The organism is Amycolatopsis sp. H20-H5 (assembly GCF_035828755.1).
Classification (GTDB): domain Bacteria; phylum Actinomycetota; class Actinomycetes; order Mycobacteriales; family Pseudonocardiaceae; genus Amycolatopsis.
This window is the reverse complement of record NZ_JAYMZS010000065.1, coordinates 25,886-49,232: the sequence shown is the minus strand read 5'-3', so window position 1 is coordinate 49,232 and position 23,347 is coordinate 25,886. Positions and strand designations below refer to the sequence as shown.

Here is a 23,347-nt window from a genome sequence, read left to right as displayed (position 1 = left end):
TTTCGCTGCTGCTGGGGGCGTTCTGCGGGCTGTTGCTGTTCGCGGTCCCGCCGGACGGCGCGGTGTGGCTCCTGATCGCCGAATGCGCGGTGGCCAACTTCGCGGTCGGCTTGTTCAACCTGCTGCCCGGTCTCCCGCTGGATGGGGGACGCCTGGTGCGGGCCGGTGTCTGGGCCGCGACGGGTACCCGGGCGAAGGGCACCAAGGCGGCTGTCGTCGGCGGCGGACTGGTCGCGGCGGGGCTGCTCGTCTGGGCGTTGTGGGGGCTGGCCGCCGGTAGTGAGGATCGCTGGCTGCGGCTCGGTGTCTGCGTGGTCACGGCCTGGTTCGTCGTCGCGGGCGCGCGGGCCGAGCTGGCCGCTGAAACACGCCGCGGCTGGCCAGAAGGCCTCCTGCTGAGCGAGCTCGTGCGCCCGGTGCTCCAGCTGCCCGCGGAAAGCCCGGTCGCGGACGCGCTGGCCGCCTCGGCGGGACGCGGGGTGGTGCTGGTGCGGGCGGACGGCGTCGCGGCCGGACTGCTGGACGAGGCCGCGGCCGAACGGCTCGCCGCGAGTTCGCCACTGTCGCCCGCCGAGTTCGCCGCCGAGCCGATCCGGGCGGAGACCGTCCTGCTGGCTTCGGAGCCGGGCGAGGAGATCGCCGAGCGGGTCAGGGAGACCCCGGCCTGGCAGTTCCTCGTCGTCGACGACGAGGGCCGCCCGGCAGGCGTGCTGCGCCGCGAGGATCTGCGCGCCGCGATCGCGCGTCCGCGTCGCCCTCTGTAACCCCGTGTCCGCCGTGGCACCGGCACCTGCGAGGATCGAGCGCCAGTCTTGACTAAGTCACCACGCGCGGAGGTTCATTCAGTGTCGGTCAGCGGGCCTTTTCGGGTGGGGGACCGGGTGCAGTTGACGGACTCCAAGGGCAGGCACTACACCCTGGTCCTCGCCAAGGGCGAGCAGTACCACACCCATCGCGGCGTTCTGCTGCACGACGACGTGCTCGACAAGCAGGAGGGCTCCGTCGTCTCGTCCGCGGGCGGGAGCTCGTATCTGGCGTTGCGCCCACTGCTGCCGGACTACGTCCTGTCGATGCCGCGGGGCGCGCAGGTCATCTACCCGAAGGACGCCGCGCAGATCGTGATGTGGGGCGACATCTTCCCTGGCGCGCGTGTCCTCGAAGCCGGAGCGGGCTCCGGCGCGCTGACCTGCTCGCTGCTGCGGGCCGTCGGCTCGGCCGGAAGCGTCCAGTCCTACGAGATCCGGGACGACCACGCGGTGCACGCGGAGCGCAACGTCGAACGCTTTTTCGGCGGAAAGCCGGACAACTGGTCGCTCACGGTGGCGGATCTGTCCACGCACACGGGTGAGGTCGACCGGGTCGTGCTCGACATGCTCGCCCCGTGGGACCAGTTACCGAACGTGGCCGCACATCTGGTTCCCGGCGGCGTGCTGACCGTCTACGTCGCCACTGTGACGCAGCTCTCACGCGTCACGGAAGCCTTGCGCGAACAGCAGTGCTGGACCGAGCCGGAGTCGTGGGAGACGCTGATGCGGCCCTGGCACGTCGTCGGCCTCGCCGTGCGGCCGGACCACCGGATGGTGGCCCACACCGCGTTCCTGCTCACCGCCCGCAGGCTCGCCGACGGCACTGTCTCGCCCCGGGTGCACCGCCGCCCTAGTAAGGGCTGAGCCCGCCGGTTCAGCCGGGGACGCACCACTTCCCGTCCTGCTTGCGCAGCGGGAAGGGGGTGTCCTTCCGGCCGCCCGCCCCTTCGACGTGCACCCGCACCGTCGCGGACTCCCCGCCGATCTGCGGGGAGTCCGACAGGCCGGCGGTCACCTGCCCGGCGGCGTCCCATTTCCGCTGGAGCTCGCCGAGCGCGGCGCTGCTCTGCGGACGGCAGGTGAGCTTGCCGAACGCGGCCGAGTCATGCCGGGTGATGGCGCCGACGAGGGCCGAGGCGACGACGTCGACGGCCACGACGTCCGCCGCGGCAGGGCTCGCGGAACTCGCGGAAGTCGCTGTGCGCGGGGGTGGCGGCTCGGGGCCGGGCACCGGATCCGGTCCCGGCCCGGACTGCGAGACCAGCAGCAGTCCGAGCAGGCCACCGGCCACCACGGCGCCGAGCAGCGCGAGCCCGGCGCCGAACCTGCGGTTCACCGCCGGGGTGGTTTCGTCACTTCTTGTCCGCCTGGGCGTTCGCCAGGCACCAGACACCCGATTCCTTGTTCGCCGTCAGGGTTCCGTCGACCGTCTTCGTGCCCTGGGTGGCGTGGTAACGGATGGTGGCGCTGTTGCCGCTCTCCTGTGACGCGCCGGAGAGCTCGAGCTTGATGGCGGGCAGCTCACCGTCGGTGCTGCTGCTCTTGCTTCGGCAGATGAGCGCGACGAACGACGCCTTGTCGCCCGCGGTGTAGGCACTCGCGGCGGAGTCGAACAGCTCCTGCGAACTGGCCTTGCCGCCGGGGGCCGGTCCTGACGAGGCAGGGGGCTTGGAGGTCGAGGACTTCGGCGAGGTGGGCGTCGAGGACTTCGGCTTGCTCGGCGAGGTCTTGGACGCCGGCGGCGGCGCTGACGAGCTGCTCGCCGGGGGTGCGGCGGAGTTGCTGTCGTCGCCGGACAGGCCGATGACCAGGCCCACCGCGCCGCCGATCACCACCACGGCACCGATCGCGATCCCGACGATGAGGCCGGTTTTCTTCTTCTTGGGTGGTTCGCCGCCGGGGTAGCCGCCGCCCTGGGGGTACGCGTCGAAGCCGCTCTGCTGGCCGTACGGGTCGGGCTGGCCGAACTGCTGCGTCGCGCCCGGGTAGCCACCCTGCTGCGGTTGCTGCCCCGTCTGCGGGTAGCCGCCCTGGGCGTACGGGTCCTGCGGCTGGCCGTACTGACCTGGCTGCTGCTGGTAGCCGCCCTGCTGGGGCTGGGAACCGCTTTGCGGGTAGAAGCCGCCCTGCTGGGGCTGTCCGTACTGGCCCGGCTGCTGTTCGTAGCCGCCGGGTTGCTGGCCGTAGCCGCCGGGCTGCTGCGGCGGGTAGGTCATGGCGGTGCCCCCTAGGTGTCCAGCGAAAAAAGACCAGGTCCACCGTGGCGGTGGACGTCCGCCCGATGCTAGCCACCCCGCACCCCGCCCGCGCGATTAGGGCGGAACTCGTGCGGAAACTCGTTTGCCACTGGACTCGTCCGGGTACCTATGCCGTGCCGCCGAGCCTCGACGCACCGTAGTGACGAAGGGTGGCCACCGTGCACCGGGTTGGTCTCTTGTGCTGCCTCTCCGTCCGTGCTGCATCGGGTCCGGAATCGCGACGCGCCGATCTTGTGATGCGGAAAGGCCTTTTATTGTCGGTGATCGCCGGTACCGTGGAATGAAAAGCACTCCGAGGAGGTGCCCAATGCATCATGACCTTCCCGGAGGTCGGCGCGAGGAGGCCGACCCTTCTGAAACGACTGGAGCAGGTACAACGTCCGAAGAGCAAGCGCGGCAGGTCCGTTTCCTCGAGGAGGAAGTGGCGCTGTTGCGCAGGAAGCTGACGGATTCACCGAGGCAGAACAGGGTGCTCGAGCAGCGCCTTGCCGAAGCGTCGGAACGCGTGAGTCAACTCACCGAGCGGAATACGAAGCTGGTCGAGACCCTGCGCGAAGCGCGTGGCCAGTTGCTCGCGTTACGTGAGGAGGTCGACAGGCTGGCCCAGCCTCCGAGTGGGTACGGCGTCTTCGTCGCCGCCTACGAGGACAACACGGTGGATGTTTTCACCGCGGGCCGGAAGATGCGGGTCTCGGTGTCGCCCGCGGTCGAGGTCTCGGAACTGCAGCGGGGGCAGGCGCTCCGGCTCAACGAGGCGCTGACCGTAGTGGAAGGCGGCGGCTTCGAGCGCGTCGGCGAAGTGTGTGCGTTGCGTGAGGTGCTGGACCCCGACGTCGAGGGCGGAAGCCTTCGTGCGCTGGTGGTCGGGCACGCGGACGAAGAGCGGGTTGTCCTGCTCTCCGACCCGCTGGCGGAGCAGAAGCTGAAGCCGGGCGACTCTCTGCTCGTCGATTCGAAGGCCGGTTACGCCTACGAAAAGGTGCCGAAGGCCGAGGTCGAGGACCTCGTGCTGGAGGAGGTGCCGGACGTCCAGTACGAGGACATCGGTGGCCTGTCCCGGCAGATCGAGCAGATCAGGGACGCGGTGGAACTGCCGTTCCTGCACGCCGATCTGTACCTGGAGTACCAGCTGCGGCCGCCGAAGGGCGTGCTGCTCTACGGGCCTCCCGGGTGCGGGAAGACGCTCATCGCGAAGGCGGTGGCGAACTCCCTCGCCAAGAAGGTCTCGCTGGCTCGCGGCGGCAATGAGGACGGGAAGTCCTACTTCCTGAACATCAAGGGCCCCGAGCTGCTGAACAAGTTCGTCGGGGAGACCGAGCGGCACATCCGCCTGATCTTCCAGCGTGCGCGGGAGAAGGCCTCCGAGGGCACTCCCGTGATCGTGTTCTTCGACGAGATGGACTCGATCTTCCGTACCCGTGGCAGCGGGGTGTCCTCCGATGTGGAGACCACCATCGTCCCGCAGCTGCTCTCGGAGATCGACGGTGTCGAGGGGCTGGAGAACGTCATCGTCATCGGCGCCTCCAACCGTGAAGACATGATCGACCCGGCGATCCTGCGGCCGGGCCGGCTCGACGTCAAGATCAAGATCGAGCGTCCGGACGCCGAAGGCGCGAAGGACATCTTCTCCAAGTACCTGCTGGAGGGCTTGCCCATCCACGCCGACGACCTTGCCGAGTTCGGCGGGGACGCGAAGGCGACGTTCGACGCGATGATCCAGCACACCGTCGAGCGCATGTACGAGGAGAGCGACGAAAACCGGTTCCTCGAGGTGACCTACGCCAACGGGGACAAGGAAGTCCTGTACTTCCGTGACTTCAACTCGGGCGCGATGATCCAGAACATCGTGGACCGGGCGAAGAAGTCGGCGATCAAGTCGGTGCTGGAGACCCAGCAGCCCGGCCTGCGCGTGCAGCACCTGCTGGATGCGATCGTCGACGAGTTCGCGGAGAACGAGGACCTGCCGAACACCACCAACCCGGACGACTGGGCCCGGATCTCGGGCAAGAAGGGCGAGCGGATCGTCTACATCCGCACGCTCGTCACCGGGAAGAACACCGATTCGGGGCGGGCGATCGACACCGCCACGAACACGGGGCAGTACCTGTAGGACAGCACGTGTGAAGGGCCCGGCGCATTCGGTGCGCCGGGCCCTTTCGCATGGGTGCTAGGCCGCGGCGACGCGGTCGCGGACCTTCAGTCGCCCGTGTGCGGCCAGGATTCCGAGGATGACGAGCACCGCCCCGACCGGCTGGTTCCAGCTGAGCGGCTCGTCCAGCACCAGGATTCCCAGCACCACACCGACGACCGGTGTGAGGTAAGTCACGGCGGACGCGTTGGCCGCTCCCCAGGCGTCGATGATCGCGGCATTCCAGACATAAGCGATACCGGTACCGAGACTACCCAGCGCGACCATGCTGAGCACCACCGGCGTCGTCAGGTGGACCGGTGCGGTCGCGATCGCCGGTGAGAGCGCGAGCAGGATCAAGGCCGCGAACCCGATCTGCCCGAACGCGACGGTCGTCGAGTCGACGCCCCGTCCGGAAACGAAGCGCCGCAGGTAAACGAACGCCAGCCCGTAGCAGGTCGTGGCGCCGAGGCAGGCCAGCTGTGCGGTCAGTTCCTTGGACAGGTCGACGCCCTGCCAGACGCCCACGATGGTCAGCACCCCGGCGAAACCCAGCAGCAGTCCGAGTAGCCGGTCCCGGGTGAGTCGTTCCGTGCTCAGCGCGAGTGAGGCCACGATCATGGTGATCAGGGGAGTGGTGGCGTTGAAGATGCTCGCGAGGCCCGAGGAGATGTACTGCTCGGCCCAGGAGAACAGCAGGAACGGCACCACGCACAGCAGGACCGAGACGACGGCCAGGTGGCCCCACAGTGCGGGGTCGCGGGGGAGTGGCCTGCGTCGCACGAGCAGGACCACGAGCAGGGTGAGTGCGCCGAAACCGGCCCTGGCGAGCGCGACCTGTGCCGGTTGCAGTCCGGTCAGGCCCACCTTGATGAAGAGGAAGCTCGATCCCCACACGACGGCGAGCAGGGCGAACCGCGCCGCGATCCCGAATTTGCCGCTCAACGAACCTCCTGCGTTCCGGTGCGTGGTCGCTGTCAGTCAACGGCCTGGACGGCTCGCGGAGCCAGCGGTTTTCGGACGTCACACCAAATGTATAACGACATATACGGTAGCGCTTTGGCGGGCTACTACCGGGAACGCTTCAAGAACGCGGGGAGCCAGGGCGGTTTCGGCCTCAGAGGGCGTCCGGAAACTGATGTCATGTCGTCCAGTTTGGTGCCTAGGGCCGCGTCACTGACGGGACCTTCACACGGTCTGTTCTGGTGAAGGGGACTTTTGCAAGGTTGAGTCGAGGGTAAGTCCCCTTCGGTCGCCACCCCAGGCTTGCCGTGTGCCCTGATGGGAGCCTTCACGGCGTCTAACGCTGTCATGGTGGCCTTCAGGGGCACGCATGAAACGGTCGTGGCGGTATAAAACGGTCGAATGGGTAGACTTTCGTCCTTTGTGGAGGGTAGGCGGCTTCGAAGGACAGGTGATCGAGGCTTCGAGCGGCGGCTGCTGCGACAGTTCTCAGACGCGTTCTCAGTCATCGGGCGATCTCGGAGACGACGGCCGGGTCAACGTGTTTCCCGGTCGAGAAGCCCTCCGTGCAACTCGCCGAGGACCACTGACGTTCTCCTCCCGCAAGGTTGCCGTATAACGCCCTATACTGCAGTGCTGTGAGCGAACAAGAGCACGGTCGGCCACGCGCGCCGATCACCGCCGCCGGTGTACTGGCCTGGCTGGAGACCACGGCAGCCTCGGTCCGGGAGGGGGAGGTGTCCGCCGACGAGCTGATCGCGCTGCTGGGCGAGTTGCGGCAGGCCTCGGCCGCCTGCGCCGACGCGTCGGACTGGGCGTTGCTGGCGGCGAGGGAGGAGGGCGCCAGCCTGCGGCAGATCGCTCCGGTGTTCGGCAAGGGGTACGTCCGGGCGCCCGCCGCGCGACTGGAGAAACTGCATCGTCAGGCCCAGAACTCCACCCAATGGCTCGCCATCCTGCGTCGTGATCAAAGTGTATAACGACCTATACGGCTGGGGTTGACAGAAAATTGTGGATCAACTTGGACCGCATGTCACCCGTCAAACCAGCAACGAACAGGAGGCCGGAGTGAACCGGATCGCGCTCGGTCTCGCCGCGTTGGGCAGGCCCGCTTACATCAACCTGGGCCGGGTGGACGCCTTGCCCGCGATCCGCGACGTCGCGGCCATGCGCGCGACGACGTACGAAGTACTGGACGCGGCCTACGCGGCCGGGGTCCGGTGGTTCGACGTTGCCAGGTCCTACGGCCTGTCCGAGGACTTTCTTGGCGGCTGGCTGGCCGACCGCGCTGTCTCCGACGTGACCGTGTCGAGTAAATGGGGTTACACCTACGTCGGCGCTTGGCGGCTCGACGCGGATGTGCACGAGGTGAAGGACCACTCGGCCGCGCGGTTCCGCGAGCAGTGGGCACAGAGCCGGGACCTGCTGGGCCGCTCGATTTCGCTGTACCAGGTGCATTCGCTGACCGTGGACAGCCCGCTGTTCGCTGACCACGCCTTGCACGAGTCGCTCGCTTCGCTGGCGGACGAGGGAATCCGGGTCGGGTTCTCCACCTCCGGTCCGGCGCAGGCGGACGCGATCAGGCGGGCTTTCGAGCTCGAAGCCGCCGGACGGCCGGTGTTCACCGCGGTGCAGTCCACCTGGAACCTGCTGGAACCGTCGGCGGGACCGGCGCTGGCCGAAGCGCACGGGAACGGGAAACTGGCGCTGGTCAAGGAAACCGTGGCGAACGGGCGGCTGGTGGTCGAGCCGCCTCCCGCGCTGGTCCGGATCGCGGCCGAACGGGGTGTGGGTCCCGACGCGGTGGCGCTGGCGGCGGTGTTCTCGCAGCGGTGGGCGGATCGCGCGGTCATCGGGCCGTCGAGCACCACGCAACTGCGGGAAAACCTGCTCGCCGACGGCATGACGCTCAACGCGGACGAGCTGGCAGAACTGGCGGCCGTGGCGGAGGTTCCGCAGTCCTATTGGGAGCACCGGTCCTGCCTCGGCTGGCGCTGATCGGCTGCACTACCCTTCGGGCCACCCGGATGTCCGGCCGGGTGTTCTCGTCGTGGCTGTCGGAGGGACCAGAGGGTGCGTCATCGGCAGGTGCTCGCGGTGACCGCGATCGCGTTGTTCGGGCTGGCGGGGTGCGCCGATCGGCCCAACGACCTCGACACCTACTACGACGACCCCGTGCCGACGTCGAAACCCGTGCCGCCGGTCGAACCGAGCCCGCAGCCTTCGTCACCTGCCCCGAGTACGCCCAGCGCGCCTGTCCCGGACGCGCGCGCGGCGCTGCTGACCGAGGCCGACCTCGCGGAAGAAGGCGTGCGTCCGACCGGTGGCGAGGTTTCCGGTTGCCTGACCGGGCTGACCGGGGACAGCGGTTCGGCGGGCCGCTGGGCGTATCCGAGCGGTTCCTCGCTCGACCACCAGGTGAGCGTGTATCCGGATCGGCCGGGCGCCGAGGTGGTCGCGGCCGCCGACTGCGCGGGCAAGCGGTTGACGCTGCCGCCGCAGGACGGCGTCGACGCGCAACGCGCTTGGTGCGAGGGGGCGAAGTGCACTGTGCTGCTGGCCAAGGGGAACGTGGTTTCCGCGCTGAGCGTCAGTGCGTCCAGCGAGGCGCGGGCCACTGACGCGGCGAAGCGGCTGTTGCCCGTGATCGTGGCGAAGTTGAGCGCTCTCAAGGCTTCCTAGTCGCTCAGGCGTGGTTCTCGAACCAGTCGAGGATGGCTTCCCTGCCGTCGGGCACGAAGGGGCTTTCCGGGTCCTCCGCCCAGGCGCGCAGGTCCTCAAGGGACATCCAGCGGCCGTCGGCGACTTCTTCGGGCTGGTGGACGAGCGGGCCGTCCCAGCGCACCTCGAACGCGAAGTTGTGGCAGCGGATCGAGTCCTTTTCGTACACGCGGGTGAATACGGAGACGGGTTCCACTCCGTGGACGCCCAGTTCCTCGCCGAGTTCGCGCCGGGCGCAGTCGGCCGGGGTTTCGCCCGCGGCCACGACTCCGCCCGCCCAGCAGTCCCAGGTCGAGGGGAAGACGTCCTTGTCCGCGGTGCGGAGGTGCACGTAGACCGATTGGCCGTCGCCCGATCGGACCAGCACCACGCCGGCGGCGTGCCAGAGCCCGTCCGCGCGGACGGTGGCTCTGGTGGCTTCGCCGACGACGGCGCCGTCGCGGTCATAGAGCGCAACGAGTTCGTCACTGCCTGGCATGGGGGCATCGTCGCACGGGCTGAACCCGTAGGGTGGTGCGCATGCGGCGGATCATGGGAACCGAGGTCGAGTACGGCATCTCCGTGCCGGGTGACGCGACAGCGAACCCGGTGCTGACCTCGACACAAGTGGTGCTGGCCTACGCGGCGGCGGCGGACATCCCGCGGGCTCGGCGGGCCCGGTGGGACTACGAGGTGGAGTCCCCGTTGCGGGACGCGCGCGGGTTCGACCTGACCGGTCCGAGCAGCCCTGGGCACGATCCGGACGTCGAGGATCTCGGTGCGGCGAACGTCATCCTGACCAATGGCGCGCGGTTGTACGTGGACCACGCGCACCCGGAGTACTCGGCGCCCGAGGTGACCAACGCCCGGGACGCGGTGATCTGGGACAAGGCGGGCGAGCGGATCATGGAAGAGGCGGCGATGAAGGCCGCCTCGGTGCCGGGGCAGCCGCCGTTGCAGCTCTACAAGAACAATGTGGACGGCAAGGGTGCGAGCTACGGCACGCATGAGAACTACCTGATGGCGCGGTCGACGCCGTTCACCGCGGTGATCGGCGGGTTGATGCCGTTCTTCGCGTCGCGTCAGGTGTTCACCGGCTCGGGCCGGGTGGGCATCGGGCAGCAGAGCGAGGAGGCGGGGTTCCAGCTTTCGCAGCGGGCGGACTACATCGAGGTCGAGGTCGGCCTGGAGACGACGCTGAAGCGCGGGATCATCAACACGCGCGACGAGCCGCACGCGGACGCGGACAAGTACCGGCGGCTGCACGTGATCATCGGGGACGCGAACCTGGCGGAGTACTCGACCTATTTGAAGGTCGGGACGACGGCGCTGGTGCTGGACCTGATCGAGTCGGGGATCCGGTTCGACGACCTGAAGCTGGACGAGCCGGTGCGTGCGGTGCACCAGATCAGCCACGACCCGACGTTGAAGGCGAAGGTCTCGCTGACCAGCGGGAAGAAGTACACCGGGCTGGACCTGCAGTTCGCGTATCACGAGATCGCGTCGTCGAATCTGGAGCGCACCGGCGCGGACGAGGCGTCGAAGGAGGTCCTGCGGGTCTGGGGCGAGATCCTGGACGCGCTGGCGCGGGATCCGCAGGAGTGCGCGGACCGGCTGGACTGGCCGGCGAAGCTGCGGTTGCTGGAGGGCTATCGCGCGCGGGATCAGCTGGCCTGGGGTGCGCCGCGGTTGCGGCTGGTGGACCTGCAGTATTCGGATGTGCGGCTGGCCAAGGGCCTGTACAACCGGCTGGTGACGCGGGGTTCGATGAAGCGGCTGGTGACCGAGGAGGAGGTGCGGGCCGCGGTGCGGACGCCGCCTTCGGACACTCGTGCGTACTTCCGGGGCCGGGCGCTGGAGAAGTACGCGACTTCGATCGCGGCGGCTTCGTGGGATTCGGTGATCTTCGATGTGGGCCGGGAGTCGCTGGTGCGGATTCCGACGCTGGAGCCGTTGCGGGGCACGAAGGCGCACGTCGGGAAGCTGCTGGACGATTCGGCCACGGCTGAGGAGCTGGTGGAGGCGCTCACCGGTTCGGACTAGTCCGCGGCCGGTAAGGCGTGTCCGACTCGGTAGCCGGAGTGCCACCGAATGTCGGGACCGCTGGGTAGGCTAGGAAACATCAGCCACACCGGGAGGCGAGATGGCTCAGGAAAAGATCGAAAAGCACGGCGGCGGCGACTCGGACGAGGAGTTCGAGAGCGACGGCGCGGCAGGCCAGGAGCGGCGCGAGAAGCTCGGCGAGGACGTGGACACGATCCTCGACGAGATCGACGACGTGCTGGAAGAGAACGCTGAGGACTTCGTCCGGGCATACGTGCAGAAGGGCGGCCAGTAGCCGTCGCTCGGCCCCGTACGACTAGCAGATGGGAAGCAGAAGCACGTATGGAACACACTTCGGGTCCCGCATTGCCCGCCGCGTACTTCTCGTCGGCGACCTCGTCGTTCTCCGACTTCCTGCGGTCGCAGGCGCCGGAGCTGCTCCCGGAGCGGCGGCTGTCGCCGGGTCCGGCGGGTTTGGACGTTCCGCACGGCACGACGATCGTCGGGCTGACGTTCGCCGGTGGGGTGCTGATCGCGGGTGACCGGCGGGCGACGTCGGGGAACCTGATCGCGTCTCGCGACATGACGAAGGTGCACGTCACCGACGAGTATTCGGCGGTCGGCATCGCCGGTTCGGCGGGGCTGGCCATCGAGATGGTGCGGTTGTACGCGGTGGAGCTGGCGCACTACGAAAAGCTTGAGGGTGTCTCGCTGTCGCTCGATGGTAAGACGAACAAGCTGGCCGCCATGGTCAAGGCGAATCTCGAGATGGCGATGGCCGGGCTCGCGGTGGTGCCGTTGTTCGTCGGGTACGACCTCGACGCCGAGGACGCGAAGCACGCGGGGCGGATCGTCTCCTATGACGCCACGGGTGGGCGGTACGAGGAGAACGGTGGTTACAGCTCCATCGGTTCGGGTTCGCTGTTCGCGAAGTCGTCGTTGAAGAAGCTGCACGACCCGGATGCCGATGTCGAAGGCGCGGTCAGGGTGGCGGTCGAGGCGTTGTACGACGCCGCGGACGATGACACGGCGACCGGTGGGCCGGACACGGTGCGCCGGATCTATCCGAACGTGGTGACGATCACCGCTGAGCACGGTGCGGTGGCGTTGCCAGCCGAGCAGCTGGCGGCGGTGGCCGAAGCGGTGGTGGCGGATCGTACCGAGCGCCGGCGTGCCCGCGACTGAGCTGTTGTTTTCCCTGTTCCCGAGTGAGTTGGAGTCAACACCGTGACGATGCCGTTGTACGCCTCTCCCGAGCAGCTCATGCGGGAGCGGTCCGAGCTCGCGCGTAAGGGCATCGCGCGCGGCCGCAGTGTGGTTGTGCTCAAGTACATCGACGGAGTGTTGTTCGTCGCGGAGAACCCGTCGTCGACGTTGCACAAGGTGTCGGAGATCTATGACCGCATCGGGTTCGCGGCGGTGGGTCGGTACAGCGAGTTCGAGAACCTGCGGGTGGCCGGGATCCGGCATGCCGATCTGAAGGGCTATCAGTACGACAGGCGTGACGTCAGCGCGAGGGCGTTGGCGAACGCGTACGCGGCGACGTTGGGCAGCATCTTCACCGAGCAGTTGAAGCCGTTCGAGGTGGAGATTTGCGTGGCGGAGGTCGGGGCGCGCGCGGAGGATGACCAGTTGTACCGGTTGACCTATGACGGGTCGATCGGTGACGAGCCGCGGTTCGTGGTGATGGGTGGTCAGGCCGACACGTTGTCGACGAAGCTGAAGGAGAGCTACGAGCCGGCCATGGATTTGGCGACGGCGGTGGGGGTGGCCGTGACGGCGTTGCGGGCGAACACGCCGACGCCAGCGCCGGCCAATGGTGGTGGTGAGGCCGTTGATCCGGTGAAGCTTGAGGTGGCGGTGCTGGATCGTGATCGGCCGGGGCGATCGTTCCGGCGGGTCACGGGCGTGGCGCTGGACGCGTTGCTGCCGAGTGCGCCGGTCGCTGAGGAGCCTGAGTCCGCCGAGGGCGAGAAGAAGGCTGAGGGTGAGAAGAAGGCCGAGGGCGACTCCGCGAAGGAGTAGTTCGACTTTTGTTGGTGAAGTGGCCCAGCCGGGCGTTGTCCGGCAGGGCCACTTTCCTGTGGGGCCCGTTCTTGGTGGAAGGTCCCTGAAGGCCACCTTCACAGCGTAAGACGCCGTGAAGGTGGCCTTCAGGGGCAGTTGCGTGCTGGTGGGCTACGAGGTGGGGACTTGTGAGCCGGGCTGGTGGAAGTTCTGGTCGGCGAAGGCCAGTAGGTAGGGCAGGGTCGCCCTGGCGGTGTGCCAGGTGTGGTTGAAGCCGTGTTCGGCGTGGACCACTGCTTCCTGGCCGCGTTTGTGGAGGGAGTCGGCGATGCGGTGGGCGGTGGTGACGTCGGTGGGGGCGCCGGTGCCGACGGCGAGCATCACGGAGATGGGCGCGCTGAACTTCATGGTCGGCAGGTAGCGGCGGGGGGTGTTGGCGCTGATCGCGGTCTGGTCGCCGCGCAGGACGCCGATGGAGTCGTTGAGGTCGTCGTAGGGCAGGGCGATGACGAGGGTGGCGAACTCGTCGACGTGGCGCAGGCCGATGTTGAGGGCGCCGAAGCCGCCGCCGGACATGCCGCCGAGTGCGCGGCCGGAGCGGTCGGCGACGGTGCGGAAGCGGTGGTCGATGGTAGGGATGACGGTGCCGGCGAGGTAGGTCTCGAGCTGGGGGCCGCCGGGGACGTTGAGGCATTCCCAGTCCTTGCTGGGGTTGCCCGCGGTCATGTCGACGCTGACCACGATCATCGGTGAGATGGCGTTGGCCGCTTCGAGGGACTGGAGGGTGCCGGGGGCGTCGCCGGAGGTCAGCCAGTCGCGGGGGCCGCCGAAGGGGTAGCCGTGGATGAGGTAGACGACGGGGTAGCGGCGGTGGGCGCTGGCGGGGTCGCTGTAGCCGGGTGGGAGCAGGACGTAGCTGTCGCCGGAGGGGATCCCGTGTGCGGGGTCGGGGATGTGGGCGATCTCGGTGCGGGTTCCGGTGTCGGTGGTGGCTTGTTGTTGTTGTTGGTGGTGTTCGCTGCCGGCTTGGGTGGCGGAATCGGGGGAGTCGGCGTCGCTGGCGTCGTTCTTGCCGTCGTCGAGGAGCATGCCTGCGGCGTCGAAGGCTCCGGAGCCTTTGCCGAGGAGGCGGCCTAGGTCGTCGGGGGTGCGGACGTAGCCGACGTAGCTGTTGACGGCGGTGACCACGGCGAGCAGGACGAGTACGGCGACGCCGGTGGTGCCCCAGCGGCGGATGCGGGGGCGTCGCCAGAGGCAGATGACGACGGCGAGCACGATGACGGCCCAGCCGGCGAGGGTGAGCCAGATGAGTGGTGATTCGAGTGGGCCGAGGTCGCGGGCGCGGGCGGTGACGTCGGGTGGCAGGACCGGGTCGCCGGTGAAGCGGGCGTTCATCGCCGCCACCGGTTGGTGGTTGTTTTCCGGCAGCGGGCACTGCCGCAGCTTTTGACCCGCATGAAGACCCCGCCCCGATTGATTGATGCTCTGGTGATCAGACGCGCGAGGTGTGGGCGAGGTTCGCCTACACCCCGAAGATCACGGTAATCAAGGGCTCCTGTGTATTCGTTGAGACAGGGTAAAGGGTGGTTAAAGTCCGGTGCGGTAGATGGTGAGCGCGCTGGGCCGGGACCGGAAGCGGAACTCGTTGCCGAGTGGGCCGACCTCGCCGTCGGTGGCGACTCGGCGGTTGCCGTCGAGCAGTTCGACGTGCAGTTCGGGGAGGTCGTGCTGCTGGTAGACGTGGCTGGCGTTGAGGCTGTTGGTCAGCATCGCGAGTACGAACCGGGCGCGGGAGTAGGGCAGGTCGGCGCGCAGGTAGCGCACGTCGAGCAGGCCGGTGTCGAGCGCGGGGCGCCGGGACGGCGCGAAGCCTTTCGGTGAGTAGGTGCCGTTGCCGACGAACAGCAGCCACACCTGGGTGTGGTGTCCGTTGAGGATGACCTGGAGTGGTTTGGCGCTGCGGAGGGTGCGGACGAGCGCGATGGCGGCGGCGGGCCATTTCGGGTGGCGTTGCTGCAGCTTTTCGCGGATGCGGACCATCTCGGGGTAGCCGCCGAGGCTGGCGGTGTTGACGAACCAGCGTTGTTCGGGTTCGCCGTTGCCGTCGATCTCGACCTCGCCGAGGTCGATGCCGACGGCGGTGCCCGTTTCGGTGGCGGCGTCGGCGTCGGGCATCGAGCGCACGCCGACGTCGCGGGCGAAGTGGTTGAGGGTGCCGGCGGGGATGAGGGCCAGCGGGAGGTCCTGGTCGGCGGCGACGGCGGCGACCGCGGCGACGGTGCCGTCCCCACCGGCGACGGCCAGTGCGCGTACGGAGCCGTTGCGGGCGTGGATCTCCTCGACGAGCTGGGTGCGCAGGTCCTTTTTGGGGTCCGGATACAGGATGGTGGCCTTGGGCCAGGCGTGGCGGACGTCGTCGGTCGGGTCGTGGCCGTCGACGCCGGAGTGGGGGTTGACCAGCGCGAGCATGTCCTCGCCGTCGACCATCTCGGGGGCGTCGGCCTGGTGGGCGGTGCGGGCGGGGACGTCGGGGTGCAGCGGCCACCAGTGCCGGGTGAGTGCCGCGACGCCGACGCCGATGGCGACACCCGCGCCGACGTCGCTGGGCCAGTGGACGCCGGTATGCACCCGGGAGTAGGCCACGGCCGCGGCCAGCGGGGCGATGACGAGTCCGGCGGTGGGTGATTCCATCGCGACGGCGGTGGCGAACGCGGCGGCCGAGGCCGAGTGTCCGGAGGGGAAGGACGAGGAGGTGGGCCGTTTCGTGAGGCGCCGGTGCTCGGGGACTTCGTCGGCGGCGGGGCGGCGGCGGGGGAACAGGGGTTTGCCGAGCAGGTTCGCGGCGGCGCTGGCGCCGGCGATCGCGGCGACCCCGCGCAGCGCCCCGCGGCGTGCCGGGCCCTTCCTGGTGGCCAGTACGGCGGCGACGATCCACCAGAGTCGTGCTTTGTTCGCGGATTTCGACAGTGCGGTGAGGACGTCGTCGGCACTGGTCCGGGGGAGTGCGGCGCTGCGGAGCATCAGCTTACGGTCGGTGGTCCCGACTCGGCGAAAGGGGCGTTTGAGCTGGTTGACCACGTTTCCTGCTTCCGGTGCGACGGCGTCCGGCGCGGCCGGGCCGGTGCCGGATTCGCGCACTTTTCACGAGGAGCAACGTAGCCGACCGCGTGTCGACGCCCGAACGGCGCACCGTTTAGGGGGGTCCAGCGCCTACTCTGATGGAATGCAGCGGCGGATCTTTGGCATCGAGACCGAGTTCGGGGTCACGTGCACCTTTCACGGGCAGCGCAGGCTTTCACCTGACGAAGTGGCCCGCTACCTGTTTCGGCGGGTCGTGTCCTGGGGCCGGTCGTCGAACGTGTTCCTGTCCAACGGCTCGCGGCTCTACCTCGACGTGGGCTCGCATCCCGAGTACGCCACGGCGGAATGCGACGACCTGGTGCAGCTGGTCACGCACGACAAGGCGGGTGAGCGGATCCTGGAGGACCTGCTCGTGGACGCCGAGCGGCGGCTCGCGGACGAGGGTATCGGCGGGGACATCTTCCTGTTCAAGAACAACACCGACTCGGCGGGCAACTCCTACGGCTGTCACGAGAATTACCTGGTGACGCGCGCGGGGGAGTTCTCCCGGATCGCGGACGTGCTGCTGCCGTTCCTGGTGACCAGGCAGCTGATCTGCGGTGCGGGCAAGGTGCTGCAGACGCCGCGTGGTGCGGTGTATTGCCTTTCGCAGCGGGCGGAGCACATCTGGGAGGGTGTGTCGAGCGCGACCACTCGCTCGCGGCCGATCATCAACACCCGTGACGAGCCGCACGCGGACGCGGAGCGCTACCGCAGGCTGCACGTGATCGTGGGCGACTCGAACATGGCCGAGCCGACGACGCTGCTGAAGGTGGGCTCGGCGAACCTGGTGCTCGAGATGATCGAGGCCGGTGTGCAGTTCCGCGACTTCACCCTGGACAACCCGATCCGGGCGATCAGGGAGATCAGTCACGACCTGACCGGCCGCCGGCAGGTGCGCTTGGCCGGTGGGCGTGAGGCGTCGGCGCTGGACATCCAGCGTGAGTACCTCGCGCGGGCCACCCAGCATGTGCAGGAGAACGGTTCGGGGCCGCAGTCGGAGCGGGTGCTGGAGTTGTGGGGCCGGGCGCTGGACGCGGTCGAGCAGCAGGACTTCAGCAAGATCGACACCGAGATCGACTGGGCGATCAAGCACCGGCTGGTGGAGCGGTACCGGGCCAAGCACGACATGGACCTGTCGAACCCGCGGATCGCGCAGCTGGACCTCGCTTATCACGATATCCGGCGTGGCCGGGGCATCTTCGACCTGCTGCAGCGCAAGGGCCTGGTGAAGCGGGTGACCGACGACGGCGAGATCGAGGTCGCGAAGGACACCCCGCCGCAGACCACCCGGGCGAAGCTGCGGGGTGACTTCATCGCCGCGGCGCAGGCGGCGGGGCGTGACTTCACCGTCGACTGGGTGCACCTGAAGCTGAACGACCAGGCGCAGCGGACCGTGCTGTGCAAGGACCCGTTCCGTTCGGTCGACGAGCGGGTGGAACGCCTGATCAGCTCGTTGTAGCCGGTTCGTCCGTGTCATGAAAGGGTCATTGTGGGCAGTTTTTGCCCGCAATGACCCTTTCATGACACCTGGGGAAGTACCGACGTTCGGGTGCCGCACGCGGGCGCCGGGTGGGGCATGATCGGCCGATGCGAATCGCGCGAGCAGTGCTGGTCCTGGTGGGTGCGGTCGTCCCGCTCGGGGTGACGGGGGTCGCGTCGGGGGCGCCGTGCCCCGAGCCTTCGTGGAACCTGTCCGTGACCGGCACGGACGCGCAGTTCCGCGGGCTGGACGCCGTCGATGGGCGGGTCGCGTGGGTCAGTGGCACCAAGGGCACGGTCCTGCGGACCACCGACCGGGGCCGGAGCTGGCAGCAGGTGGGGCCGCCCGACACCGCGACGCTCGAGTTCCGTGACATCGAGGCGTTCGACGCCGACCACGCGGTGACGCTGTCGATCGGGCCCGGCGACACCTCGCGCGTCTACCGCACCGACGACGGTGGCAAGCACTGGCAGCTCGCGTTCCGCAACGCCGACCCGAACGCGTTCTACGACTGCCTCGCGTTCTTCGACCACCGGCGCGGGCTGGCGATGAGTGACCCGGTCGACGGCAAGTTCCGGTTGATGGCCACCGAAGACGGTGGCCGCAGCTGGCAGCTGGTGCCGTCCGAGGGGATGCCGCCCGCGTTGCCGGGCGAGGCCGGGTTCGCCGCGAGCGGGCAGTGCATCACCACTGCGGGACCGCGGGACGCGTGGATCGCCACCGGCGGGGGAGCGAAGGCCCGGGTGCTGCACTCCGGCGACGGTGGCCGCCATTGGCAGGCCGCCGAGACGCCGTTGCCCAGCAGTCAGTCGGCGGGGGTGTTCTCGGTCGCCTTCCGCGATCCGTGGCACGGCGCCGCGATCGGTGGTGACTACGCGGTGCCCGACGCGCCGGGTGTCGCGCTCGCCTTGAGTGCCGACCGGGGCCGCAGCTGGCGGACCCCGGCGCAGGCGCCGGTGGGATGCCGGTCGGGGCTCGCGTGGCGCGGTGACTCGCTGATCGCCGTCGGTCCCGGCGGCAGTGACCTCAGCGCCGACGGCGGGCGGCACTGGACGAAGTTCGACGCCGGGAGTTTCGACTCTGTCAGCTGCTCCGCCCACGGCGATTGCTGGGCCAGCGGCGTGAAGGGCCGTGTCGCCCGCTTGGTTCGGTGACCGCGTTCAGAGCTCTTGGCCGGATCTCGTTGACCGTCCACCGAGGGTGGCTGTTCGAGGGCGTAGGGCACGGCCCTGGCGGCGGCGTCCGGCACGAGGTGGGGTTTCGCGCGCTGTTCCTCGCTGATCATGTCGGTGCGGACCAGCCCGTGCTGGATGGCGGCCAGGCTACCCAGCCGGTGAGGATCAGGTGCCTGGGTCGCCGTGGCACGAACCGAGAGGGAGTTACTCTCTCTCGGGAAGTCCAGTGCGGCGCTCGGAGGTTCGACCATGGCGGAGCAGCGGCCCCAGGGCGGCACGGCCTGTTACGACGCCTATCTGGCGTCCTGCCCGACCAGGAAGCTGCTCGACGAGATCGCGGGTAAATGGGTCAGCTTGATCGTCGTCGCGCTCGGTGACGGACCGCTGCGCTACAGCGACCTCTCGCGGCAGGTCGCCGGGGTGAGCCAGAAGATGCTCACCCAGACACTGCGCGTGCTCGAACGCGACGGGCTCGTCACTCGCACGGTCACCCCGTCGGTCCCGGCGCGCGTGGACTACGAGCTGACTACTCTCGGTACCGGACTCGGGGGCCTTCTTGACGGTTTCAAGGCCTGGGCGGAACACAATTTCGAGGCCGTCGACAGTGCCAGAGGCCGTTACGACGCGCGGTCGGCGGACCTCACGATCGAGGCGAACGCGGCGGGCTAGGGTTACCGGGTGTCCACCGCACGCGCCGAACGACTGGTCAACCTGGTCCTGGCCCTGCTGTCCACCCGGCAGTACCTCACCGCCGAGCGGATCCGCGGGATCGTGCCCGGGTACGCCGACGCGGCCAGCGACGAGGCGTACTACCGGATGTTCGAGCGCGACAAGACCGAACTGCGCGAACTCGGCATCCCGCTGGAGACCGGCCGCAACTCCGCTTTCGACGCCATCGAGGGCTACCGCATCGCCCGGCGCGACTACGAGCTCGGCGAGATCGACCTCGCTCCCGACGAGGCCGCCGCTGTCGGGCTCGCCGTCCGGCTGTGGGACTCCCCGGAACTCACCGGCCAGGCGCAGGGTGCGCTGGTCAAGCTGCGCGCGGCGGGCGTCGAGGTCGACGATCAGGCGCCAACCGTGGTCGAGCCGCGGGTCCGCGCTGAGCCCGCTTTCGGCCCGCTGCTCGCCGCGGTCCAGAACGGCCAGGCCGTCCGCTTCGAATATCGCCGCAGCGGATCGCCCGAGCGGATGATGCGCACGCTCGAACCCTGGGGCGTCGTGTCGTGGCGCGCCCGCTGGTACGTCGTCGGGCACGACCGCGACCGCGGCGCCACCCGCTGCTTCCGGCTCTCGAGGCTCACCGGCCAGGTCAAACCGGTCGGCCGCGCCGGCGAGGTGCGCCGTCCGGACGGGATCAATCTGCTGCAGCTCGTGTCCGTCACCGGCGAGGCGGAGCAGGCGCCCGTCGCCACCGCCCGGATCTGGGTGGCCGACGGACGCGCCGCCGGGGTCCGCCGTCGCGGCACGGTCGTCGGCCGCTCCCATGCCGATGGCGAGGAGGGCGACGTCGTCGAGATCGCGCTGTACTTCCCCGAATCCGCCGCCGACTGGGTCGCCGCGCACGGCCCCGACGTCCTCGTGCTCGAACCCGACGTCCTCGCCAAGGCCGTGGGGGACAGGCTCGAGGCCATCGTCGCGCAGCAGACCCGCGACGCACACCAGGGGAGTCAGTGGTGAGCGGGTCCACCGACCGGATGCCGCGGCTGCTCGCCCTCGTGCCGTACCTGCTGGCCCGCCCCGGGATCCGGATCGACGAGGCCGCCCAGGACTTCGACGTCACGCCCAAGCAGCTGCGCAAGGACCTCGAGCTGCTGTGGATGTGCGGGCTGCCTGGCTACGGGCCCGGCGACCTGATCGACCTGTCCTTCGAGGGTGACACGATCGTCGTCACCCACGACGCCGGGATGAGCCGCCCGCTGCGCCTCACCGGCGGCGAGGCGACGGCGTTGCTGGTCGCGCTGCGCGCCTTGGCCGAGACCCCGGGCGTGCTCGACGCCGACGCCGTGCGCCGCTCCATCGCGAAGATCGAGGTCGCCGCCGGGCAGGCCCAGCCCTCCGGCGTGGTCGTCGGCGGCGGTGTCCGCGAGGGCAAGCGGACGGCGAAGACCCGCGAGACCGTCCGCGGTGCCCTGCAGGCCCGCAAGGCGCTGCGGATCCGCTACTACACCGCTTCGAAGGACCAGATCACCGAACGGACCGTCGATCCGATGCGGCTGCTCATCGTGCAGGCCATCGGATACCTCGAGGCGTGGTGCCGCCGCGCCGAGGGCGTCCGGCTCTTCCGGCTGGACCGGATCGACGAGCTGACCGTGCTCGACGAGCCCGCGCTGCCCCCGGCGCACGCCCGGCCGACCGATCTGTCCGACGGCGTGTACTCCCCGAGTCCCGATCAGCGGGAGGCGGATCTGGTGCTCGAACCGGACGCACGCTGGGTAGCCGAGTACTACCCCTGCGAGGAGCTGGCCGAGCTCGAAGGCGGCAGGCTGCGGATCCGGATGCGCTACGGCGACGAGTCCTGGATGGTCCGCCTGGTTCTCGGACTCGGCGGAGAAGCCCTGGTGGAGAGCCCGGAGACGCTCGCGGAGGCAGTGCGGCGAAGAGCCTCTGACGCTCTGGCCAGGGCTCGTCACCTTCCGTCAACCTCAGCGCAGTAGGGTGTCGCCGTGTCGTACGTTCCGAGCATCGCGCTCGCTGTGGCCGGGCTTCTCGTGCTCGCGCTGCTCCTGCTCCGGACCCGCCGAGTCTTGCGCGGTTTCCACCAGACCATGAGCATGGTGGCTACGAACACCCACGACGGGGCCGGGATGATCCGTGCTCGCTCGGCCGCGTTGCGCGTGGCGATCGCACAACGACGCCGGGCACCCGAAAACCGGTAACATCGCACACGAGACACAAAGAAGGAGGCCACCCACCATGAACGCGCTGCAGCCGTGGCACATCATCGTCCTGGTGCTCGTCGTGGTTCTGTTGTTCGGGGCCAAGAGGCTTCCCGACGCGGCCAGGTCCATCGGCAAGTCGATGAAGATCTTCAAGGCCGAGACCAAGGACCTCACCGGCGACAACAAGGCCTCGCACGAGGACTCCGAGCCCGCCGAGACCCGGCACCTGCCGCAGGCGACGGTTCCGCCGGCCACCGCGCCGGTGAACTCCGACCAGCAGGTCGCCGACCTCCAGCGCCAGCTCGACGAGCTGAAGAAGCAGCAGGCAGCGGCCCCGGTCGAGCAGGCCCAGAAGAACGCCAGCTAAAAACAGGTAGGCCAGGCCCGATTACTACGGTTCCCGGGGCGCGATCGAGTGTGCCCGGTGAACTCTGACGAGAACGGATCGTCCAGTGGCGGACCCCGCCTCCGAACAGCCCGAGCGACGCGGCAAGCGGAGCAAGCGCAGCCGCCGGCGCAACCCCGACGGCACGATGACGCTCATCGAGCACATCTACGAGTTCCGCCGCCGGCTCGCCTACGCGCTGCTCGCGATCGTGCTCGGCGGCATCTTCGGATTCATCTGGTTCAACACCAGGCTCGGACCGATCCACTCGCTCGGTGAGATCATGAACGCCCCGTACTGCGCCATCCCCCCGGAGCGCAGGCTCGACGGCGCCGCGGGTTGCAAACTGCTGCAGACCGTCCCGTTCGAAGCGTTCATGATCCGGTTGAAGGTCGGCGTCGCGGCTGGTGCCGTGCTGCTCTCCCCGGCGTGGCTGTACCAGTTCTGGGCGTTCATCGCGCCCGGCCTGTACTCGAAGGAACGCAAGTACGCGCTCACCTTCGTCGGCTTCGCCTCGGTGCTGTTCGCCTCGGGTGCGGTGCTCGCCTACATCCTCGTGCCGCACGCGCTGGACCTGCTCACCAGCTTCGGCCAGGAGCAGTTCGTCACCGCGCTGACCGCCGACAAGTACATCTCGTTCATCCTGTCGCTGCTGCTCATCTTCGGTGTCAGCTTCGAGCTGCCACTGCTGGTCGTGATGCTCAACCGCGTCGGGGTGGTCAAGTACCAGCAGCTGAGGAGGTGGCGCCGCGGCATCGTGTTCGCGCTGTTCATCTTCGCCGCGTTCGCCACCCCCGGCTCCGACCCGTTCTCCATGATCGGGCTGGCCGCCGCGCTGACAGTCCTGTTCGAGATCTCCATCCAGCTCGCCCGCTTCCACGACCGCAAGCTCGACAAGGCCCGGAAGGAAGAGGGCTGGGACAAGCTGGACGACGACGAGGCCGCGCCGTTCGACTACACCCCGAGCAAGGTCGACGAGCCCGCGGGCAAGCCGAACACCGACGACATCACGTAGCGACGCGTGGGCCTGCACGCGGCGCTGGCCGTGCACCCCGCTTCCGGCCACGGTGCCGCCGCGAAGATCGCGGGCACCGTGGCCGAACGTCTCCGCACGGCCGTCGATCGGCTCGACCTGCTCGTCGCCACCACGGTCGCCGAATCCCAGGCCCTGATGCGCGACTCCCACGCCGCCGGGCTGGACGTCCTCGTCGTCCTCGGTGGCGACGGCGCCGCCCACCAGGGCGTGCAATTCTGCGCGGGCACCGACGTCGCGCTCGGGCTCGTCCCGTCGGGCACCGGCAACGACCTGGCCAGGGCACTCGGCCTCCCCGGCGACCCGCTCAAAGCCCTCGACCAGCTCGTCGCCGCCCTGCGCGCCGGCGACCGGCGCGTCCCAG

Annotated in this window: 25 protein-coding genes; 19 read left to right on the top strand and 6 right to left on the bottom strand. The window is 69.0% G+C overall.

Features of this window, described 5'->3' with window-relative positions; all coding sequences use genetic code 11:
• Nucleotides 1-764 (top strand): site-2 protease family protein (locus QMK34_RS29440; protein ID WP_326417762.1); only part of this gene is annotated, 764 nt, incomplete at its 5' end.
• Nucleotides 765-845: 81 nt separating this feature from the next.
• Entirely contained in the window at nt 846-1,670 is an 825-nt protein-coding gene (locus QMK34_RS29435) for a tRNA (adenine-N1)-methyltransferase (protein ID WP_326417761.1), read from the top strand.
• A gap of 10 nt (nt 1,671-1,680) precedes the next feature.
• On the opposite strand, the gene QMK34_RS29430 is transcribed toward QMK34_RS29435, so the two are convergent.
• Nucleotides 1,681-2,142: a hypothetical protein gene (locus QMK34_RS29430; protein WP_326417760.1), complete on the bottom strand. Its 462-nt coding sequence runs from the start codon at nt 2,140-2,142 to the stop codon at nt 1,681-1,683.
• Nucleotides 2,143-2,158: 16 nt separating this feature from the next.
• Nucleotides 2,159-3,022: a hypothetical protein gene (locus tag QMK34_RS29425; protein WP_326417759.1), complete on the bottom strand. Its 864-nt coding sequence runs from the start codon at nt 3,020-3,022 to the stop codon at nt 2,159-2,161.
• A 349-nt stretch (nt 3,023-3,371) separates the two neighbouring features.
• Between QMK34_RS29425 and arc the strand changes: the two genes are divergently transcribed.
• Nucleotides 3,372-5,174, top strand: a complete 1,803-nt coding sequence (gene arc / locus QMK34_RS29420) for a proteasome ATPase (protein WP_326417758.1) — start codon at nt 3,372-3,374, stop codon at nt 5,172-5,174.
• A 57-nt stretch (nt 5,175-5,231) separates the two neighbouring features.
• Here arc and QMK34_RS29415 read toward each other — a convergent pair whose 3' ends face one another.
• Nucleotides 5,232-6,137 (bottom strand): DMT family transporter, encoded by a 906-nt coding sequence (locus tag QMK34_RS29415; protein WP_326417757.1) that lies wholly within the window; start codon nt 6,135-6,137, stop codon nt 5,232-5,234.
• A 656-nt stretch (nt 6,138-6,793) separates the two neighbouring features.
• Between QMK34_RS29415 and QMK34_RS29410 the strand changes: the two genes are divergently transcribed.
• From QMK34_RS29410 to QMK34_RS29400, 3 genes are all read left to right on the top strand, one after another.
• Nucleotides 6,794-7,135 (top strand): hypothetical protein, encoded by a 342-nt coding sequence (locus tag QMK34_RS29410; protein ID WP_326417756.1) that lies wholly within the window; start codon nt 6,794-6,796, stop codon nt 7,133-7,135.
• Between the two features lie 88 nt (nt 7,136-7,223).
• Complete coding sequence (locus tag QMK34_RS29405; protein WP_326417755.1) at nt 7,224-8,153, top strand: aldo/keto reductase; 930 nt, start codon at nt 7,224-7,226, stop codon at nt 8,151-8,153.
• 75 nt (nt 8,154-8,228) lie between these two features.
• The gene (locus QMK34_RS29400) at nt 8,229-8,837 is read left to right on the top strand and encodes a hypothetical protein (RefSeq protein WP_326417754.1); all 609 of its coding nucleotides are present in this window, start codon (nt 8,229-8,231) and stop codon (nt 8,835-8,837) included.
• A gap of 4 nt (nt 8,838-8,841) precedes the next feature.
• On the opposite strand, the gene QMK34_RS29395 is transcribed toward QMK34_RS29400, so the two are convergent.
• A complete protein-coding gene (locus QMK34_RS29395; RefSeq protein WP_326417753.1) occupies nt 8,842-9,354 on the bottom strand; it encodes an NUDIX hydrolase in 513 nt (170 codons plus the stop codon).
• A gap of 41 nt (nt 9,355-9,395) precedes the next feature.
• Between QMK34_RS29395 and dop the strand changes: the two genes are divergently transcribed.
• The 4 genes from dop (at nt 9,396) to prcA (ending at nt 12,923) form a co-directional block, all read left to right on the top strand.
• Entirely contained in the window at nt 9,396-10,898 is a 1,503-nt protein-coding gene (gene dop / locus QMK34_RS29390; RefSeq protein ID WP_326417752.1) for a depupylase/deamidase Dop, read from the top strand.
• Nucleotides 10,899-10,998: 100 nt separating this feature from the next.
• A complete protein-coding gene (locus QMK34_RS29385; protein ID WP_326417751.1) occupies nt 10,999-11,193 on the top strand; it encodes a ubiquitin-like protein Pup in 195 nt (64 codons plus the stop codon).
• A gap of 47 nt (nt 11,194-11,240) precedes the next feature.
• Nucleotides 11,241-12,083, top strand: a complete 843-nt coding sequence (prcB, locus tag QMK34_RS29380; protein WP_326417750.1) for a proteasome subunit beta — start codon at nt 11,241-11,243, stop codon at nt 12,081-12,083.
• 42 nt (nt 12,084-12,125) lie between these two features.
• Nucleotides 12,126-12,923 (top strand): proteasome subunit alpha, encoded by a 798-nt coding sequence (gene prcA / locus QMK34_RS29375; RefSeq protein ID WP_326417749.1) that lies wholly within the window; start codon nt 12,126-12,128, stop codon nt 12,921-12,923.
• A gap of 153 nt (nt 12,924-13,076) precedes the next feature.
• Here the strand turns inward: prcA and QMK34_RS29370 are convergent, their stop codons facing one another.
• Together QMK34_RS29370 and QMK34_RS29365 are read right to left on the bottom strand one after the other, a co-directional pair.
• Complete coding sequence (locus QMK34_RS29370) at nt 13,077-14,300, bottom strand: alpha/beta hydrolase (protein ID WP_326417748.1); 1,224 nt, start codon at nt 14,298-14,300, stop codon at nt 13,077-13,079.
• 192 nt (nt 14,301-14,492) lie between these two features.
• Nucleotides 14,493-15,983 (bottom strand): bifunctional phosphatase PAP2/diacylglycerol kinase family protein, encoded by a 1,491-nt coding sequence (locus QMK34_RS29365; protein ID WP_326417765.1) that lies wholly within the window; start codon nt 15,981-15,983, stop codon nt 14,493-14,495.
• Nucleotides 15,984-16,128: 145 nt separating this feature from the next.
• Between QMK34_RS29365 and pafA the strand changes: the two genes are divergently transcribed.
• The 9 genes from pafA to QMK34_RS29320 form a co-directional block, all read left to right on the top strand.
• Entirely contained in the window at nt 16,129-17,487 is a 1,359-nt protein-coding gene (pafA, locus tag QMK34_RS29360; RefSeq protein WP_326417747.1) for a Pup--protein ligase, read from the top strand.
• A gap of 128 nt (nt 17,488-17,615) precedes the next feature.
• A complete protein-coding gene (locus QMK34_RS29355; RefSeq protein ID WP_442785245.1) occupies nt 17,616-18,662 on the top strand; it encodes a WD40/YVTN/BNR-like repeat-containing protein in 1,047 nt (348 codons plus the stop codon).
• A gap of 270 nt (nt 18,663-18,932) precedes the next feature.
• A complete protein-coding gene (locus tag QMK34_RS29350) occupies nt 18,933-19,352 on the top strand; it encodes a winged helix-turn-helix transcriptional regulator (RefSeq protein ID WP_326417746.1) in 420 nt (139 codons plus the stop codon).
• Nucleotides 19,353-19,361: 9 nt separating this feature from the next.
• On the top strand, nt 19,362-20,363 hold the full coding sequence (locus QMK34_RS29345; RefSeq protein ID WP_326417745.1) for a helix-turn-helix transcriptional regulator: 1,002 nt from the start codon (nt 19,362-19,364) through the stop codon (nt 20,361-20,363).
• Nucleotides 20,360-21,340, top strand: coding sequence for a helix-turn-helix transcriptional regulator (locus QMK34_RS29340; RefSeq protein ID WP_326417744.1), 981 nt, complete (start codon nt 20,360-20,362; stop codon nt 21,338-21,340). Before QMK34_RS29345 ends, QMK34_RS29340 begins: the two co-directional genes overlap by 4 nt.
• Nucleotides 21,341-21,349: 9 nt before the next feature.
• The gene (locus QMK34_RS29335) at nt 21,350-21,562 is read left to right on the top strand and encodes a bacteriophage holin (protein ID WP_326417743.1); all 213 of its coding nucleotides are present in this window, start codon (nt 21,350-21,352) and stop codon (nt 21,560-21,562) included.
• 37 nt (nt 21,563-21,599) lie between these two features.
• A complete protein-coding gene (gene tatA, locus QMK34_RS29330; protein ID WP_326417742.1) occupies nt 21,600-21,932 on the top strand; it encodes a Sec-independent protein translocase subunit TatA in 333 nt (110 codons plus the stop codon).
• An 85-nt stretch (nt 21,933-22,017) separates the two neighbouring features.
• On the top strand, nt 22,018-22,965 hold the full coding sequence (gene tatC / locus QMK34_RS29325; RefSeq protein ID WP_326417741.1) for a twin-arginine translocase subunit TatC: 948 nt from the start codon (nt 22,018-22,020) through the stop codon (nt 22,963-22,965).
• Between the two features lie 6 nt (nt 22,966-22,971).
• A partial coding sequence (locus QMK34_RS29320; RefSeq protein ID WP_326417740.1) for a diacylglycerol/lipid kinase family protein occupies nt 22,972-23,347 on the top strand: 376 nt, incomplete at its 3' end.